The following is a 15,515-nucleotide window of genomic DNA, read 5'->3' on the forward strand; positions in this document are numbered from 1 at the left end:
GCGTGCGCGCACCACATCATCGGTGAGGAGAGCGGGTGGCAACCCGGTCACGCAGTTTTACACTGGAACGTCTCGGTCGTTTGCGCCGGATCAAGCGTGTGCGCAATGGCGTCACGTTGGGTCTGGTCGTGCTCGGCCCGATTCTTGCGATGGCGACCTACTTGATTCTTGGTCCCTTGGGCCAAAGTGCGAATACGCCGGGCTTGCGGCTTATCCTGTTGCTCGATCTCGTTTATGTGCTGTTGATTGCAGCCCTTGTTCTGGCACAGGTCGCCCGTCTGATTGCGGCCCGGCGGGCCAAATCCGCGGGATCGCGACTGCATCTGCGGCTGACCGGGGTCTTTGCGCTGATGGCGTTGATCCCGACGGTGACGGTCGCGGTATTTGCAGGGCTTACGGTCAATGTCGGGCTAGAGGGATGGTTTTCGGACCGCGTCAGCGGTGTGGTCAGCAACTCACTGGCCGCCGCGCAAGCCTATGAGGCAGAGCAGCGCGAAGACCTGATCTCGGATGCCGTCGCTCTTGCCCGCAGCATCGACAATGCGCGGCGCCAAGGCATTTCGCTCAGTGACAGTGAACTGCTCGGCGAAGGTCAGCGGCAAATCCAGCGCGGGTTGCGCGAGGCCTATCTTATTGATGGCACTGCACAAATCAGGGCGCGAGGTGATCGATCTTATCTTTTTGATTTTGAGGAACCGACAACCAGCCAGATTGAGGCGGCCGCATCTCAAGAGGTGTTGGTCATCGAAGATTGGCCCAATAATGAGTTCCGCGCGCTTGTTTCGATGACGTCATTTGTGGACCGGTATCTGTATGTCAGCCGGGACGTGGACGGCGAAATCCTGTCCTTGCTGGACGAGACGAAAGAGACGGTGCGCCTTTACCAGCAGTTGGAATCGGACCGTGGACGGTTGTTGTTTGAATTTGCGCTGGTTTATCTGGCATTTGCCGTGATCCTCATTCTGGCCGCGGTCTGGTTGGGCCTGTGGTTTGCAGAACGTCTGTCTGGTCCTGTGGGGAGGTTGACCGGGGCGGCACAACAGGTCGGGGCAGGGGATCTGAACGTGCAGGTCCGCGAAGAAGACGGCGATGATGAAATTGCGATGCTGGGCCGTTATTTCAACCAGATGACCAAACAATTAAAGGGTCAGCGCGAGACGTTGCTCGACAACACCCGTCAGATTGAACGCCGGCGCCGCCTGTTTGATTCGGTCCTGAGTTCGGTCACCTCCGGGGTTGTGGGGCTTGACCCGGAAGGCTGCGTGACATTCGTCAACCGTTCGGCGATGCGGCTTTTGGATTGGACCGAGGAACAGCAGTCGCTGGCACTGACGGTTGCCGTACCGGAATTTGGTCCGCTCTTTGACACAGTGATCTCCGGCCCCGGTGAGGTGGCACAGGGCGAAGTCAAAGTCTCGCGTCAGGGATCAATGGAAAACCTGCTGGTCCGCATGGCCACGCGGCGCGGGGACGACGGGGGGCTTGAAGGCTACGTTGTGGCATTTGACGACGTGACCGATTTGGTCAGCGCACAACGTATGGCAGCCTGGGGCGACGTGGCGCGCCGGATCGCCCATGAGATCAAGAACCCCCTGACGCCCATTCAACTGAGCGCGGAACGTATCCGGCGCAAATTCGGCCCAAAAGTCGGGGAGGATGCGGAGGCGCTGGAGCAGATGACCGGCGTGATCATCCGCCAAACCGGCGACCTGCGCCGGATCGTTGACGAGTTTTCCAAATTTGCGCGGATGCCCGAGCCTGAGACATCCGTTCAGGACATCAAACAACTGGTCCGTGACGCCGTATTGTTGCAACAAACCGGACAGCCCGGCGTTAAGATCCGGGCCAACCTGCCGGATGATCCGGTTATGGCGCAGATTGACGGCACTATGATCTCGCAGGCGTTGACAAACCTGATTAAGAACGCAGGAGAAGCCATTGAAACGCTCGTGGAAAAAGGCGCGCCTGAGGGGCTGATCCCGCAAATCAACCTGACCCTTACGACAGACGAGACAAGCGCGATATTGACGATTTCCGACAATGGCATCGGCCTGCCCGAAGACCGGGCTGCGTTGTTTGAGCCCTACGTCACGACCCGGAGCGAAGGCACCGGTCTGGGCTTGCCGATCGTCAAGAAGATCATCGAGGAACACGGCGGCACGCTTGTCCTCGAGAATGCGCCCGTTTTTGACGGGCAAAACCATTTTGGGGCCATGGCGGTGATCACGCTGCCTTTGCTTCCCCATGTAACGACTGAGTAGAGTGGAGAAAACCGATGAGTGACATTCTGATTGTAGACGATGAACGCGACATTCGCGAACTGATCTCGGATATTCTGGAGGATGAGGGGTATATCACCCGGCTGGCCGGCAACTCTGATGACGCGATGGCCGCGATCAATCTGGAACCTCCGTCGCTGATGGTGCTCGATATCTGGCTGAAAGACAGTCGCATGGACGGCATTGATATCCTCAAGGCGGTCAAACGCGACAACCCGGATGTGCCGGTGGTCATCATCTCTGGTCACGGCAACATCGAAATTGCTGTCGCCGCGATCAAGCAGGGGGCGTATGATTTCATTGAAAAGCCCTTTAATATTGATCAGCTGTTGGTGGTCATCCGGCGCGCCATGGAAACCTCGCGGCTGCGGCGCGAGAACCAGAGCCTCAGACGCCGCGATGTGACCAGTTCAGAGATGATCGGTGCCTCGGCTGCGTTCCGGGCGTTGATTGGCCAACTCGACAAAGTCACAAAATCCAACGGCCGGGTGATGCTGACCGGACCCGCCGGGTCGGGCAAGGAAGTCGCCGCACGTTATATTCACGCACAATCGGCTCGTGCCTCGGCCCCGTTTGTCACGGTCAATTGTGCCGGTGTAGAACCGGATCGCATGGAAGAGGTGCTATTTGGTCGCGAAAACGCAGAGCGCGGCGTTGAGCCGGGTTTGCTTGAGCAGGCCCATGGCGGGGTGATCTATTTTGATGAAGTGGCCGATATGCCGCTTGGCACCCAGTCGAAAATTCTGCGGGTGTTGGTGGATCAGCAATTCACCCGTGTTGGCGGCAACGACAAGGTGCGCGTCGATCTGCGCGTGGTGTCGAGCACAAACAAGGACCTGGACGCCGCCATCAAGGCAGAGACCTTTCGCCAGGAATTGTTTCACCGCCTGAACGTCGTGCCCATCGCCGTCCCGGCGCTTGAGGAACGGCGCGAAGACATTCCGCTTTTGGCAGAACATTTCATTGCGGAAATGCACAAATCCCAAGGTTTGCCACAACGTAAATTGAGTGAGGATGCGATTGCGCTGCTGCAGACAATGATCTGGCCGGGCAACGTGCGTCAGCTCAAGAACCTTGTGGAACGGGTGTTGATCCTGGGCGATGGCACTGGTCCTATTGAGGCCCGCGAATTGCCGGGCGAGGATGATCACAGCGAAGAAGATGGCCGCGTCGTGCTGTCGGGTGCCCTGGCAACCTTGCCCCTGCGCGAGGCGCGCGAGGCGTTTGAGCGCGAGTATCTGCTGACTCAGATCAACCGTTTTGGCGGTAACATCAGCCGCACGGCAAACTTTGTCGGCATGGAGCGCTCGGCCCTGCACCGAAAGCTCAAGTCACTGGGCGTGGTGACGTCTGCCAAATCCGGGGTGCGGGTGGCCCATGTGGATGTGGATGAGGACGAGAGCGTCGAGTAGGGGGCGGATCCCCTATCAATTGAGATGATCTTTTCGGCGCGACGCTTTGCTTCAGACTGCTCAGCCCGCGCCGAGGTCGCCCAGAACATCGACACCCTGCATCTTTAGAAAATGCAGCATGTCGATAAACACCCAGTTTTCTGCCAGCTTGTCGCCTGCGCGGCGGTAAATATCGACAACGCGCATGTCGGCACGGGTGTCATTGCCCGGAATGCCCATAAAACCGTCGGCATTGGTCAGCGTCAGGTTTGGCCATCCAAAGAACCCGCCATAGGTGCCTTCAGCCATCCGGCAGAGGTGCCCGTTGAAAACTCGGTCACTGATGTGGCGGCGAAACGGGCCTTGGTGCTGTTCGATGTAGCGATCAATCGTATAGGTGGCCCCAATGCCTTCGGGCCCACACCACAGCATGTCTTCGGTCCAGTTTTCAGACAGTTCTTCATGGGGCGTGCGTTCTTTCGGGTTTTCATTGGCATCTGAGATGGCCCCGATCATCCGGTCAATCAATGCGAGGGTCTTTTTGCCTTCGGGTGGATCGCAGGCATCCAACAAGCGCCCATCATGGGTGCGTGGGCCGGGCTGCACCAAATGCGCTGCTGTTTGATTTGGAAACCTGTTCACGCCCGCCTGTGTCATCAGGTGCAACAGATCGCAAAACATCGCCGTTTCGACGATCCGACCATTTTCAACGCGGTTAAATTCTGCATAGCGCAGCATCGCGATCCTGCGGGTGGCGGGAATGTTCAGAAAAGGCGCATCAAAAAGCCCCATCAAATGCCCCATCGACACAGTCCATGTGGAATTGAACCCGTCAATTTCATTTAATCCGGCAAAGAATATGTCCTCGCGGCGTTGCAGGCTGGTGAAACTGCGCAAAAGCGGGGACCAAAACGCCTCAGCGGCCCCATTGGGACCGGTCTGTGTTTCAAACGGATGCACCCCGCGCCAGATGCAAGTCTCAGCGCAGCGTTCTGCCAGAACGTGCACGATTGTCTCTGGGGTGGCTTTTTCCAGCGCGGCATAATGCGCCTGAACCAATACTTTGGCATCTTGAAGCTGGGACATTACACAGATCTTTTTTGGGTGATTCACCCCCCAACACTAGTTTCATGCACACGTGTGCACCAGCGAATACTGGTGGCGTCCCAGCGAAACCTAACCGCGGGTCACGATCTGAAAAGAGCCGTCAGAATTCCGGATCACACAGGAATTGCGATTGAGGTTCGGAAGCGTGGTTGTTGCCCGTGCAGGCGCGGCGCGTGCAATGGCATCAGGGCAGGGCGGAATGCTCACCGGGGCATAGCCTCTGTCGGCCATACATTGCGCCTCGACCCGTTTGCGCAGACCGTCGTTGGGGTCAAAGGTCACAAGCTCACCGGGGATATAACGGCCCGGTCTTGTGACACATGCGCCCGCCGCGTTGCAGGCCCGGGATCCCGGAATATAGCGCGGCGGCATGCGGCGCACCTGGGTTGACGACGGCACCTCGCGCAGGGCACGCGTCTGACAGGCGGTTGTCTGTCTCTCAAGCGCGTTCACCGAAACGCCGGGTTTGTAATAGGTGTTAAGCGGTGCGCAACCGACAAGGATCAAGACACTTGCGAGCGCCATCAAATGATAATGTTTCATGGCATCATATTGCACCAAATCAGCGCGGAGCACAATTCTATTGCCCCTTGCCTTGACCTGCGTCTTGGCTTCTAACCGATCCCAATTGTACTGTGGGTGCTCGACCCGGCACGCGGTAAGGACGACATGCAACAACGACAAAAGGTGCAGTCATGAAGGTGATCATATGCGGCGCGGGACAGGTCGGTTGGCAGATCGCACGCCATCTCAGCGGTGAGAAAAACGACGTCACCGTTGTGGACAACAACGCCGATCTGGTGCGCCGTGCAACCGATACGCTGGATGTACAGGGCATCGCAGGCTTTGCGAGCTATCCTGACGTGCTGGACAGGGCGGGCGCGCGGGATGCGGATATGATCATTGCCGCGACCCATTCCGACGAGGTCAACATGGTCACCTGTCAGGTCGCCCATTCGGTCTTTGGGATCAACCGCAAGATCGCGCGCCTGCGCAGCCAATCCTATCTCGATGCAATTTACTCGGATCTTTACCGCCGCGATCACATGCCGATCGATGTGGTGATCAGCCCGGAAAAAGAGGTTGCAGCGGCGGCCCTGCAACGATTGGCCGCCCCCGCGGCCTTCGACACCGAAGTGTTCATGGATGGCAAGGCGCATTTGCTGGGCATCACGATCAGCGGCGATTGCCCAGTGATCAACACGCCCCTGCGCCAGCTGACTGATCTGTTCTCAACCTTGCGCGCCGTGGTGGTTGGCGTGCGCAGGGATGGGTCGCTTTTTGCCCCTGAGGCCAAGGATCAGCTTTTTGCCGGTGACGATTGTTATGTTTTTTCCCACAAAGACGACATTGCCCGCACAATGGAGATATTTGGCAAGAAGACCACCAAACAGGAGCGTGTGGTATTGGTGGGTGGCGGCAATGTCGGCCTGACCGTGGCGCAGCATCTTGAGGCGGGACCAACCCGAATACGGACCAAGGTGATTGAGAAAAACCGCGCCTGTGCCGAACGTGCAGCGGAAGCGCTGGAACGCACGATCGTGCTGAACGGTGATGGTCTGGATGCGGCGTTATTGGCAGAGGCGGGGATTGCACGCGCCGATGCAATGCTGGCAATTACAGATGACGACAAAACCAACATGCTGGCGTGCGTGCGCGCCAAGGCCGAAGGCTGCCCGTATGTGATTGCGCTGATCAACGACCCGACATTGGTTCCCTTGATGACACCGCTTGGCATTGACGCCTATATCAACCCGCGTGCCACCACGGTCAGTTCCATCTTGCGCCACATCCGTCATGGCCGGGTCCGCGCCGTCTATTCCATAGGGGATGCAGAGGCGGAGGTGATCGAGGCCGAAGTTCTGTCAACCTCGCCGATTGCCGGCAAACAGGTGTCAGAGATCGATTTTCCCGAAGGCGTCTTGATCGGGATGCTGCGCAAGGGGGACAAGGTGATGCGCCCCGTCGGATCAACCCGGATTGATGAAGGCGATGTTATCGCGCTTTTTGCATTGGCTGAGGACGTGCCGAAGGTTGAACAATTGATGCAAGTTTCCATCGACTTCTTTTAACCGCAAGAGGGATACTGTTTCGCTGTGAGCCGCCAAAGCTTTATCCGCGCCACGACGCTGCAACTGCCGCTGTTTTTGCTGCTGTTTGGCATCGCCTCGGCGTCGATGATCGTGCCTGCGGTTTACGGCCTCGTGGTGCGGGATCTTGAAGCGTCGCGGGCGTTTTTCTATGCCGGGTTGCTTGGGGTGATTGCGTTCACCATGATTGCCATTGCACATGCGGGGCGCACACCCCGGCACGGTGCTTTGGGGCCGCTCATGTCGCTGTTTGCAGCATTTGTGTTCCTGCCGATCCTGTTTGCCATTCCATTTGTGGAGGCGCTGCCGACAACTCTGTTTCTGCACGCGTATTTCGAGATGGTGAGCGCCATTACCACCACCGGTGCCACCATGTTTCGCGATCCAGACCGGCTGACCGACACATTGCATTTGTGGCGCGCACAGGTTGGCTGGATGGGGGGCTTGTTGATGTGGGTCGCAGCATCGGCGATTTTGGCACCGCTGCACCTTGGCGGGTTCGAGGTGACGTCGCAGGCTGAACCGGGCAGGCGCGACCAGACTGACAGCAACCGCATGGCCCCGATGAACCCCAGACACCGTCTGGCGCGCAGCGTGCAGGCGTTGGCGCCCATCTATGTGGCACTCACGCTGGTTCTGTGGCTTTTGCTGCTGGCCAATGGCGAACGACCGCTGGTGGCGCTGTGTCATGCTATGTCAGTTCTGGCGACATCGGGCATTTCGCCGATTGGCGGGGTGCAAACGTCAGATGTCGGCGTCGCGGGCGAGGCGGTGATGTTGTTGTTCATGCTCTTTGCCTTGTCGCGCCTGACCTTTTCCAAAGACACCGTAACCGCGACCCAGGGCGGGCTGATGACCGATCCCGAGTTCCGGATTGGACTTTTCATTGTCATGGGGGTGCCACTTGTCCTTTTTGGGCGGCATTTTCTGGGGGCCTATGATGTTGAATCCATGGATAACCTGGGGCAGGCGGCCTATGCGTTCTGGGGCGCTGTATTTACGGTTATGTCGTTTCTCACGACCACCGGATTTGTCTCTGAGCATTGGAGCGAGGCCCAAAGCTGGTCCGGGCTTGCCACGCCGGGACTGATCCTGATGGGACTGGCGCTGATCGGCGGTGGTGTGGCTACCACGGCAGGCGGGGTGAAATTGCTGCGCGTCTTTGCGCTTTATCAGAATGGCTCGCGCGAGATGGAGCGGCTGGTCCATCCCAGTTCGGTCAGTGGTGCGGGCGCGTCGGGGCGACGATTGCAAAGCAATGGGGCCTTTATTGCCTGGATATTCTTCATGTTGTTCGCGATCTCTCTTGCGGCCATCACCTTGCTGTTGACTTTGGCGGGCACAGATTTTGAGCAGGCGCTGGTTTTGTCCGTATCCAGCCTCGCGACCACCGGGCCATTGACGGAATATGCGGCGGATGCACCCATCAAGCTGATCGAACTCAGTCTCACTGCAAAAGCCGTGTTATGTGGCGCTATGGTGCTGGGACGCCTTGAAACACTGGCGATTATTGCCCTTTTGACACCCGACTTGTGGCGCGCCTGACACGCATCGGCGTCAATCTGCACATGGTGCAGGATATTTGGGCTGGAAACTCGCTGCAACGCAAGACATACTCAATCCAATGGGGGTCTCCGGTCCGCGGATGCCAGCAAGAACAAAAGCGAGTTTGAACTATGGCGTCTGACAGACAGAACCTTCAGGATGCATTCCTGAACCACGTGCGCAAGACCAAGGTTCCGGTCACAATTTTCCTGATCAACGGTGTAAAACTGCAAGGTGTCATCACTTGGTTTGATAACTTTTGCGTGTTGTTACGCCGCGATGGCCAGTCACAACTGGTATATAAGCACGCCATTTCGACGATCATGCCAAGCCAGCCGATCTCGCTTTACGAGGGCGAAGACGCCAATTGAGCCGCGCACCATTTCAGATTGACGACACGGATGGCCCGCGCGTCACCCGTGCTTGGGTACTGCATCCAGAGATAAAATCAGATAATGACCGTCGCGCCCCGGTACCGGCACTGGCCGAAGCCGTGGCATTGGCCGAGGCGCTGCCGCAACTGGAAGTGGTTGGCGCAGATGTGGTGCCGCTGCGCACGGTAAGTGCCGGGATGCTGTTTGGCTCCGGTAAGGTCAAGGAACTGCACGACACGATGGAAGAGGCCGAGGTCGAACTGGTATTGGTCGATGGCCATGTCAGCCCCGTGCAGCAGCGCAATCTGGAAAAAGCCTGGGGCGTCAAACTGCTTGATCGTACTGGTCTTATCCTAGAAATTTTTAGTGACCGCGCAGCCACCCGCGAAGGGGTGTTGCAGGTCGAAATGGCCGCCCTCAACTACCAGCGTACGCGACTGGTGCGGGCATGGACCCACCTTGAACGTCAGCGGGGCGGTTTGGGGTTTGTCGGTGGTCCGGGCGAAACCCAGATTGAATCAGACAGACGCGCCATCGACGAACAATTGGTGCGCTTGCGCCGCCAGCTGGACAAGGTGGTGAAAACCCGCGCGCTGCACCGCGCTGCGCGTGCCAAAGTGCCCTATCCGATCGTGGCTCTTGTGGGCTATACAAACGCCGGGAAATCGACGCTTTTCAATCGGTTAACGGGCGCGGAAGTGATGGCGAAAGACATGCTCTTTGCCACGCTGGACCCCACGATGCGGTCGCTGGTGCTGCCCGATGGACCAGAAATTATCCTTAGTGACACAGTTGGATTTATCAGCGATCTGCCAACCGAACTGGTTGCGGCGTTTCGCGCCACACTAGAAGAGGTGCTTGCCGCTGATATCGTCTGTCATGTGCGCGATATTTCCCATGCCGAAACCGAAGAACAGGCGCAGGATGTGCGCGATATTCTGGCTTCGCTGGGCGTTCCCGCAGAAACCCGGACATTCGAGGTCTGGAACAAACTGGATCTGTTGCCGCCCGAAGCCGCCGAAGCGGTGCGCGCCCGCGCTGAGCGGGACGATAACGTGCTGGCAATCTCAGCGATCAGCGGCGAGGGGCTTGATGCGCTGCAAAAGGTGATTGCGGAGGCGCTTCAGGGTGCTGTGCGCGAGGCGGAACTCACCCTGAGCTTTGCCGATGGCAAGAAACGCGCATGGCTCTTTGCGCAAGAGGTTGTTGAGGATGAACGCCAGACAGATGAGGGTTTTGATCTGACTGTGCGCTGGTCTGCTGCTCAGGAAGCTCAGTTTCAAAAAATGTAGTTTGATGCCTTTCCCAAATTTTTTCACGATATGGGTCGGATTCCCGAAGCACCGCCCCATATCGTTTCCCAGACATCAATCTGCCGGGGTCCCAAATGACGTACATCATCTTATACATCGCAACATTCGCGATCTTTCTGGGTCTCGATTATCTGGGCCTGAGCTATCTCATCAAGCCGACCTTTGAAAAAGATATTGGCGGGTTGTTGCTGGACCAGTTCCGCGTTCTGCCTGCATTTGTGTTCTATGCATTCTACATTGCAGTGCTTTTGTGGTTTGTGTCGCTGCCCGCGCTGGACGGGGACAAGAGCCTCATGTGGGTCGTGGGCAATGCGGCACTGATCGGCGCGATGGCCTATGGGACCTATGAGTTTACCAATCTGGCGACGCTTAAGGACTGGACCTGGGCCATGGTGGCAACTGATTTCACCTGGGGGATTTGCCTGACAGCGGTGTCGGCCACGGGCGGTGTGTGGATCGCGCGGGCCGTGACCTGAGGCCTAGCCCCCCGTTTCAGACGACCAGCGCCACGCGCCGGGGCGCATATCGTTCAGGTGCCAATCGCCGATCTGGCTGCGGATCAATCGTAGGGTGGGCAACCCCACATGCGCGGTCATGCGGCGCACCTGCCTGTTGCGCCCCTCGCGAATGGTAATCTGCAACCACGCATCTGGCACGGACTTGCGAAACCTGACCGGTGGATCGCGGTCCCATAGCCCGGCAGGCGGATCAATTCGGGTCACCTCTGCCGGGGCGGTCTTGCCGTCCTTGAGCACCACGCCCTTGCGCAGATCTTCCAACGCTGCCGCATCTGGCGTCCCTTCGACCTGAACCAGATAGGTTTTGGGGCGTTTGTATTTGGGGTGGGCGATGCGGGCCTGAAGCGCCCCATTATCCGTCAGCACCAGCAACCCCTCGCTGTCTTTGTCGAGCCGTCCTGCGGGATAGAACCCCGGTTCCTCTATATAGGTCGACAAGGTAGGCCGCGCCGTGCCTGCCGTGCCTTTGTCAGTGAACTGCGACAGCACACCGTAAGGTTTGTTGAATAGGATAACGCGGTTCATTATTGCGCAGGCGTGAGCACAGTCACCCCAACCGCCGCCGCCCGTGCAAGCCCCTCATCCAGCGACATCGGGATGTATTCACCGCGCCGCCACAGCTGGGCCATGTCGTCATAATGACGCGACAGGAAATGCCCCGACTGCCCGGTGGAGGTGACAAAGACCGACGAATCCGGATCGGCAAAATCATACACCCCGCGATAGCCCGCACCATGCACGTTCTGGAAAGGATCAGGGTCAGTGCCTTTGGTGCGCCCGCGCTGCAGGGTGTGGTCGCCGCCCGATGTCGATTGCAGGATGTTCACAAAATACCGCAACACCGGCACCTCGCCCAGCACAGCGTGATTGTGTGTTGCTTGATGCGCGTCCCCCCAGCGCAAGGATTCAAGCTGTGATCCCCACGTCTCATTGATCCACAAAAGTGCATCATCCAATGCCAGCCGCGCCATGTCTGAACAGGTTTCCACCGGGGCCGATTGCAGCACGTCACACCAGACCGCGGCACCGTCAACGTCACGAAAGACCCGCTCAATAAACAGCGGCTCGACATGGTCGAATTCGTCCGCAAGTGGCCCCAGTTCGTCTTGTATCAGTCGGTCCTGCAATGCCCGTATCCATGCGGCATAGATCAAAGGTTCAGGCAGGTGTTCGTTCATTTCGCCCGACCAACCGGCCAGCAGGGACAAGGCGCGCTGGCGTTGCCGTTCGGCAGTGCCGTCCGCCGCGGCCTCTCCGGTGAACCACAATTCGGCACCGATCAGCGGTAACAGCGACCGTGCGGTAAAGCTCACCGTATCAAGTTGCGCTTCGATAAAACTGTCTCGGGTGTGAACCTGCCGGTTCTGCATCAACCGTTGCCAGCGCTGCACCCGCTGGGTGTCACCCCACAGGTAAGACACATGGTTGGGGAAAGGTCGGTCTACGGTCTTGTTGTTGGTATTGCCAAGAATTCCACCCGATGGTGCGACAAATTCGGGGTTGGCGGTGAACGGCATGATGCCGTCCCAGCGGTTTGATGCGATCCAACCACGCGAGGGCATGCGGCCCTTGCTTTGATGACCAGCATCCCGGCGCGGCAAGGCACCGATGGTTTTCATGGCGATGCGATTGCGGTCCGCCAGCATCAGGTTCTGCGCCGGGGCCACATAGCCCGCCGACGCGGCGATGCCATCCTCGATGGTTTTAGCCTCCATCAGGGCCAAGGCGGCGGACAGTGACGTGTCCTCCTCGCTTAGCACGGTCCAGTTGACGGATGTGACATGGCCGGGCGGCGTGATGGAGGACAGATTGTAATGACTGCCGGGCAACACCGGACCATTATCGGTCCAGCGCAGGGTCACGGTCACCGGATCGGCGTCTTTGACAGTGATAATCGACGACCGGGTCACAAACTTTTTGAACCCGTCCGGCGTGCGGTATTCCTCCGGGTTGTCCGGGTTGATCTCTTCGATATAGACATCTTGATCGTCGACATTGGCAGAGGTCAGACCCCAGCCCAAATCGGCACTGCGCCCGGTCAGGACCACCGGCATCCCCGGAATGGTCGCCCCAATCACCCCGCCAGAGGAAAGTTCAAGCCGCGCCAGATACCAGATCGAGGGTGCCGTGAAGCCAAGATGCGGGTCATTGGCAAGAAGCGTCCCGCCTGATGCCGACCGAGACGGTGCCGCAGCCCAGGCATTTGACGCCCCGGAAAACGCCAGGTGTTTGAACGGCGATAATGGATGCGGATCAAGCGGGATGTTGTCCGCATAGCGTTTTACACCCGGGGCAAGCGCGGCATATTCCGGCAATGCGGCAACCCCTGTTCCCGGGGCATCTGGCAAAATATCGACCAGACGCTTTTGATCCGGCAACGCGAGCGAGGTCCGCGCCCGGATCACTTCGGCCTCCAGATGGCCGGACAGTTGCAAACCCATGAGTTTTACAATTGCGACGGAATCCGCAGGGCTCCACGGGGCCATTGGCGCGTTGAACAACCACATTTCAGGGGCACCGCGCCCCAGTGCTTCGGAATTGATCTGATCCAGACGCGCGTTGACACCGGTGGCATAGGCCTCAAGTGCGGCGCGGGTCTTTGGATCCAACGCCTCAACCGACCTCACGGCAGCCGTGTAGATATCAAAGCGGCGCAACAATTGGTCGGTGTTCAATGTGGCGGTGCCAAAAACTTCGCTCAGACGTCCCTGGGCTGTGCGACGCAGCATGATCATCTGCCACATGCGGTCCTGTGCATGGGCAAAGCCAAGGCCATAGTACACGTCCCGATCCGCCGCGCCGAAAATGTGCGGCACATTGGCATTGTCGCGAACGATTTCCACGGGCGCGGTCAGCCCGTAAACCGCAACCTCGTCGTTGTAATCGGGCAGGGACCGCGAGGCGAGCCAATAGACCAGCCCCGTGACCACGACGGTCAGCACAATCATCAAGGCCGCAAGACGCACAAGCCAACGAAAGATCAGGGCCATGGATTGCTCCGGGTAAATGCAGGGCGCCGATTGACCAAGGCGCATGAGGTGTTAGGTGTTGGGTCTCGCAATATCGCAACTGAATGACAAGGAAAAGCAGATGGCAAAGCTCGCATTTTTGGGACTTGGTGTAATGGGCGGTCCGATGGCCGGGCATCTGCAAAAGGCGGGCCATGATGTGACCGTCTATAACCGCACGGCCGAAAAGGCGCGTGCATGGGCCAAGTCATATGGTGGCACTGCCGCGTCGACACCACGCGAGGCCGCAAAGGATGCTGATTTTGTACTGTCATGTGTGGGCAATGACGATGATTTGCGCTCGGTCTGTCTGGGCGATGAGGGGGCCTTTGCGGGCATGACAAAAGGCGCGGTATTTGTCGATCACACCACTGTTTCGGCCGCCGTGACCCGCGAACTTTACGACGCTGCGGATGCAGCACAGATCAGCTTTGTCGACGCGCCCATATCCGGCGGACAGGCCGGCGCGGAAAATGCGCAATTGTCCATCATGTGTGGCGGCGATCAGGGGGCGTTTGACCGTGCACAGCCGGTGATGGACGTCTATTCAAAAATATGCCGGCGCATCGGCGACAGTGGTGCGGGTCAAATGACCAAGATGTGTAATCAGATCGCCATCGCGGGCGTGGTGCAGGGCTTGTCCGAAGCGCTGCATTTTGCCGAGAAGGCAGGCCTTGATGGCCGTGCAGTGGTTGAAGTGATCAGCCAGGGGGCCGCCGGCTCGTGGCAAATGGCCAACCGCTATGAGACGATGCTTGACGACAAGTTTGACCACGGTTTCGCTGTAGATTGGATGCGCAAGGACCTCGGCATTTGTCTGGATACCGCCGATGAAACCGGTGCCAGCCTGCCCATCACCGCGTTGGTCGATCAATTCTACAAAGATGTGCAAAAACTGGGTGGCGCACGCTGGGACACGTCCAGCCTGATCAAACGGCTGCGGGCGATGGGGTAGCAGATATCAGGGGACGCTTCAGGCCCAATCAGACATTGGAGAAACTGGATTGCGTGGCTAGCATTAGTTGCGAGAGTCTTTGCAGGACTGGAAATTTCGGTGAGAACACCAGTAAAATCACGTGCTGAGGCAAGCCGATGGGAACCGGATTGCGGCGCGTATTTCACTGATTTTCAGGACGGCCTGTATGACGACTACAACCAGATTCAGTTCGTGCTGCAATCTGAGAATCTGTTGGCAGACTTCGAAAAAGGAGAACTGATCTTTGGTTACGCAGGCGTCGATGGCATCTTCTTTTGCTTCCTCGAAGGCAAGCCGGGCGTATGGGCGTACTATGGCATTGAAGAGGACTACGTTCTCATTGCCCCAGACATTTTCGACTTCGTTTCGAAATGGCAAAAGCGGCAAATCGTTCTCTGATTTGTGAACCAAGGCAATGGCAGCACCATCTGCAAAGCCACCGTTGACGCCAGCGGGTGCAGATTCACTTCGAAAAACCAGTCAGATAATTGTTTGGAGCCCAAAGCGGACACGCAAGATAGCCTGTGTTAGGATTTAGCGAACCCAGGCAGCGGCAAGGACGAGGCCATGCAGGACAAATGGACCGATGGCGACGCATACGAGATGTATGTTGGCAGGTGGAGTCGGAAGACAGGCAAAAAGTTCTTGTCTTGGATGGACACAGCTCCAGGTTTGCGCTGGCTTGACCTTGGTTGTGGAACCGGAGCGCTTACGTCGCAGATTCTGCAGTATCGAGACCCAAAGTCTGTTGTTGGCGTCGAACCATCAGAAGGGTTCCTAGAACTGGCGCGGAAAGAAACAGATGATGAACGGGCATCATTCCTGCAAGGATCAGGTGACACTATTCCGGTGGATGATGGCACCGCTGATGTCGTCGTGTCTGGGCTTGTTCTGAACTTTATCCCGGACAAGGA

At 58.0% G+C, this 15,515-nt stretch carries 14 protein-coding genes; 10 read left to right on the forward strand and 4 right to left on the reverse strand.

Annotated features, from left to right (window positions below):
* The first annotated feature begins 35 nt into the window (after positions 1-35).
* Both ACEWL3_RS16340 and ntrX read left to right on the forward strand, forming a co-directional pair.
* Positions 36-2,261: a sensor histidine kinase NtrY-like gene (locus ACEWL3_RS16340; RefSeq protein WP_386178690.1), complete on the forward strand. Its 2,226-nt coding sequence runs from the start codon at positions 36-38 to the stop codon at positions 2,259-2,261.
* 14 nt (positions 2,262-2,275) lie between these two features.
* On the forward strand, positions 2,276-3,691 hold the full coding sequence (gene ntrX, locus ACEWL3_RS16345; RefSeq protein WP_386178692.1) for a nitrogen assimilation response regulator NtrX: 1,416 nt from the start codon (positions 2,276-2,278) through the stop codon (positions 3,689-3,691).
* Positions 3,692-3,751: 60 nt separating this feature from the next.
* Here ntrX and ACEWL3_RS16350 read toward each other — a convergent pair whose 3' ends face one another.
* Positions 3,752-4,756 (reverse strand): nuclear transport factor 2 family protein, encoded by a 1,005-nt coding sequence (locus ACEWL3_RS16350; RefSeq protein ID WP_386178694.1) that lies wholly within the window; start codon positions 4,754-4,756, stop codon positions 3,752-3,754.
* Between the two features lie 90 nt (positions 4,757-4,846).
* The gene (locus ACEWL3_RS16355; RefSeq protein WP_435001197.1) at positions 4,847-5,320 is read right to left on the reverse strand and encodes a hypothetical protein; all 474 of its coding nucleotides are present in this window, start codon (positions 5,318-5,320) and stop codon (positions 4,847-4,849) included.
* 152 nt (positions 5,321-5,472) lie between these two features.
* Between ACEWL3_RS16355 and trkA the strand changes: the two genes are divergently transcribed.
* The 5 genes from trkA to ACEWL3_RS16380 all read left to right on the forward strand — a co-directional run bounded on the left by trkA (position 5,473) and on the right by ACEWL3_RS16380 (position 10,575).
* Positions 5,473-6,849, forward strand: coding sequence for a Trk system potassium transporter TrkA (gene trkA, locus ACEWL3_RS16360; protein WP_386178700.1), 1,377 nt, complete (start codon positions 5,473-5,475; stop codon positions 6,847-6,849).
* A gap of 24 nt (positions 6,850-6,873) precedes the next feature.
* Positions 6,874-8,412: a TrkH family potassium uptake protein gene (locus ACEWL3_RS16365; protein WP_386178703.1), complete on the forward strand. Its 1,539-nt coding sequence runs from the start codon at positions 6,874-6,876 to the stop codon at positions 8,410-8,412.
* Positions 8,413-8,543: 131 nt separating this feature from the next.
* Positions 8,544-8,783 carry an RNA chaperone Hfq gene (hfq, locus tag ACEWL3_RS16370; RefSeq protein WP_093915014.1) on the forward strand — a complete coding sequence of 80 codons (240 nt, stop codon included), beginning with the start codon at positions 8,544-8,546 and terminating at the stop codon, positions 8,781-8,783.
* Positions 8,780-10,078: a GTPase HflX gene (gene hflX / locus ACEWL3_RS16375; protein WP_386178708.1), complete on the forward strand. Its 1,299-nt coding sequence runs from the start codon at positions 8,780-8,782 to the stop codon at positions 10,076-10,078. Before hfq ends, hflX begins: the two co-directional genes overlap by 4 nt.
* A gap of 95 nt (positions 10,079-10,173) precedes the next feature.
* Positions 10,174-10,575, forward strand: a complete 402-nt coding sequence (locus ACEWL3_RS16380) for a DUF2177 family protein (protein WP_386178711.1) — start codon at positions 10,174-10,176, stop codon at positions 10,573-10,575.
* A 3-nt stretch (positions 10,576-10,578) separates the two neighbouring features.
* Here the strand turns inward: ACEWL3_RS16380 and ACEWL3_RS16385 are convergent, their stop codons facing one another.
* Complete coding sequence (locus ACEWL3_RS16385; protein WP_386178714.1) at positions 10,579-11,142, reverse strand: pseudouridine synthase; 564 nt, start codon at positions 11,140-11,142, stop codon at positions 10,579-10,581.
* Positions 11,142-13,607, reverse strand: a complete 2,466-nt coding sequence (locus tag ACEWL3_RS16390) for a penicillin acylase family protein (protein WP_386178717.1) — start codon at positions 13,605-13,607, stop codon at positions 11,142-11,144. The genes ACEWL3_RS16385 and ACEWL3_RS16390 overlap by 1 nt, the downstream gene beginning before the upstream one ends.
* Positions 13,608-13,707: 100 nt before the next feature.
* Between ACEWL3_RS16390 and ACEWL3_RS16395 the strand changes: the two genes are divergently transcribed.
* The 3 genes from ACEWL3_RS16395 to ACEWL3_RS16405 form a co-directional block, all read left to right on the forward strand.
* Positions 13,708-14,580, forward strand: coding sequence for an NAD(P)-dependent oxidoreductase (locus ACEWL3_RS16395; protein WP_386178720.1), 873 nt, complete (start codon positions 13,708-13,710; stop codon positions 14,578-14,580).
* Positions 14,581-14,679: 99 nt separating this feature from the next.
* Positions 14,680-15,000: a hypothetical protein gene (locus tag ACEWL3_RS16400; protein WP_386178723.1), complete on the forward strand. Its 321-nt coding sequence runs from the start codon at positions 14,680-14,682 to the stop codon at positions 14,998-15,000.
* Positions 15,001-15,255: 255 nt separating this feature from the next.
* Positions 15,256-15,515: class I SAM-dependent methyltransferase (locus ACEWL3_RS16405; protein WP_435001202.1), on the forward strand; the 260-nt coding region annotated here is incomplete at its 3' end.

It is taken from the genome of Sulfitobacter sediminivivens, assembly GCF_042611115.2.
In the GTDB taxonomy this organism is placed as follows: Bacteria; Pseudomonadota; Alphaproteobacteria; order Rhodobacterales; family Rhodobacteraceae; genus Sulfitobacter; species Sulfitobacter sediminivivens.

Bases quoted from the DNA above. Each gene is read 5' to 3' on its own strand.
- ntrX (WP_386178692.1), top strand. From the start codon at position 2,276: ATGAGTGACATTCTGATTGTAGACGATGAACGCGACATTCGCGAACTG.
- ACEWL3_RS16350 (WP_386178694.1), bottom strand. From the start codon at position 4,756: ATGTCCCAGCTTCAAGATGCCAAAGTATTGGTTCAGGCGCATTATGCC.
- ACEWL3_RS16355 (WP_435001197.1), bottom strand. From the start codon at position 5,320: ATGAAACATTATCATTTGATGGCGCTCGCAAGTGTCTTGATCCTTGTC.
- trkA (WP_386178700.1), top strand. From the start codon at position 5,473: ATGAAGGTGATCATATGCGGCGCGGGACAGGTCGGTTGGCAGATCGCA.
- hfq (WP_093915014.1), top strand. From the start codon at position 8,544: ATGGCGTCTGACAGACAGAACCTTCAGGATGCATTCCTGAACCACGTG.
- ACEWL3_RS16380 (WP_386178711.1), top strand. From the start codon at position 10,174: ATGACGTACATCATCTTATACATCGCAACATTCGCGATCTTTCTGGGT.
- ACEWL3_RS16385 (WP_386178714.1), bottom strand. From the start codon at position 11,142: ATGAACCGCGTTATCCTATTCAACAAACCTTACGGTGTGCTGTCGCAG.
- ACEWL3_RS16390 (WP_386178717.1), bottom strand. From the start codon at position 13,607: ATGGCCCTGATCTTTCGTTGGCTTGTGCGTCTTGCGGCCTTGATGATT.
- ACEWL3_RS16395 (WP_386178720.1), top strand. From the start codon at position 13,708: ATGGCAAAGCTCGCATTTTTGGGACTTGGTGTAATGGGCGGTCCGATG.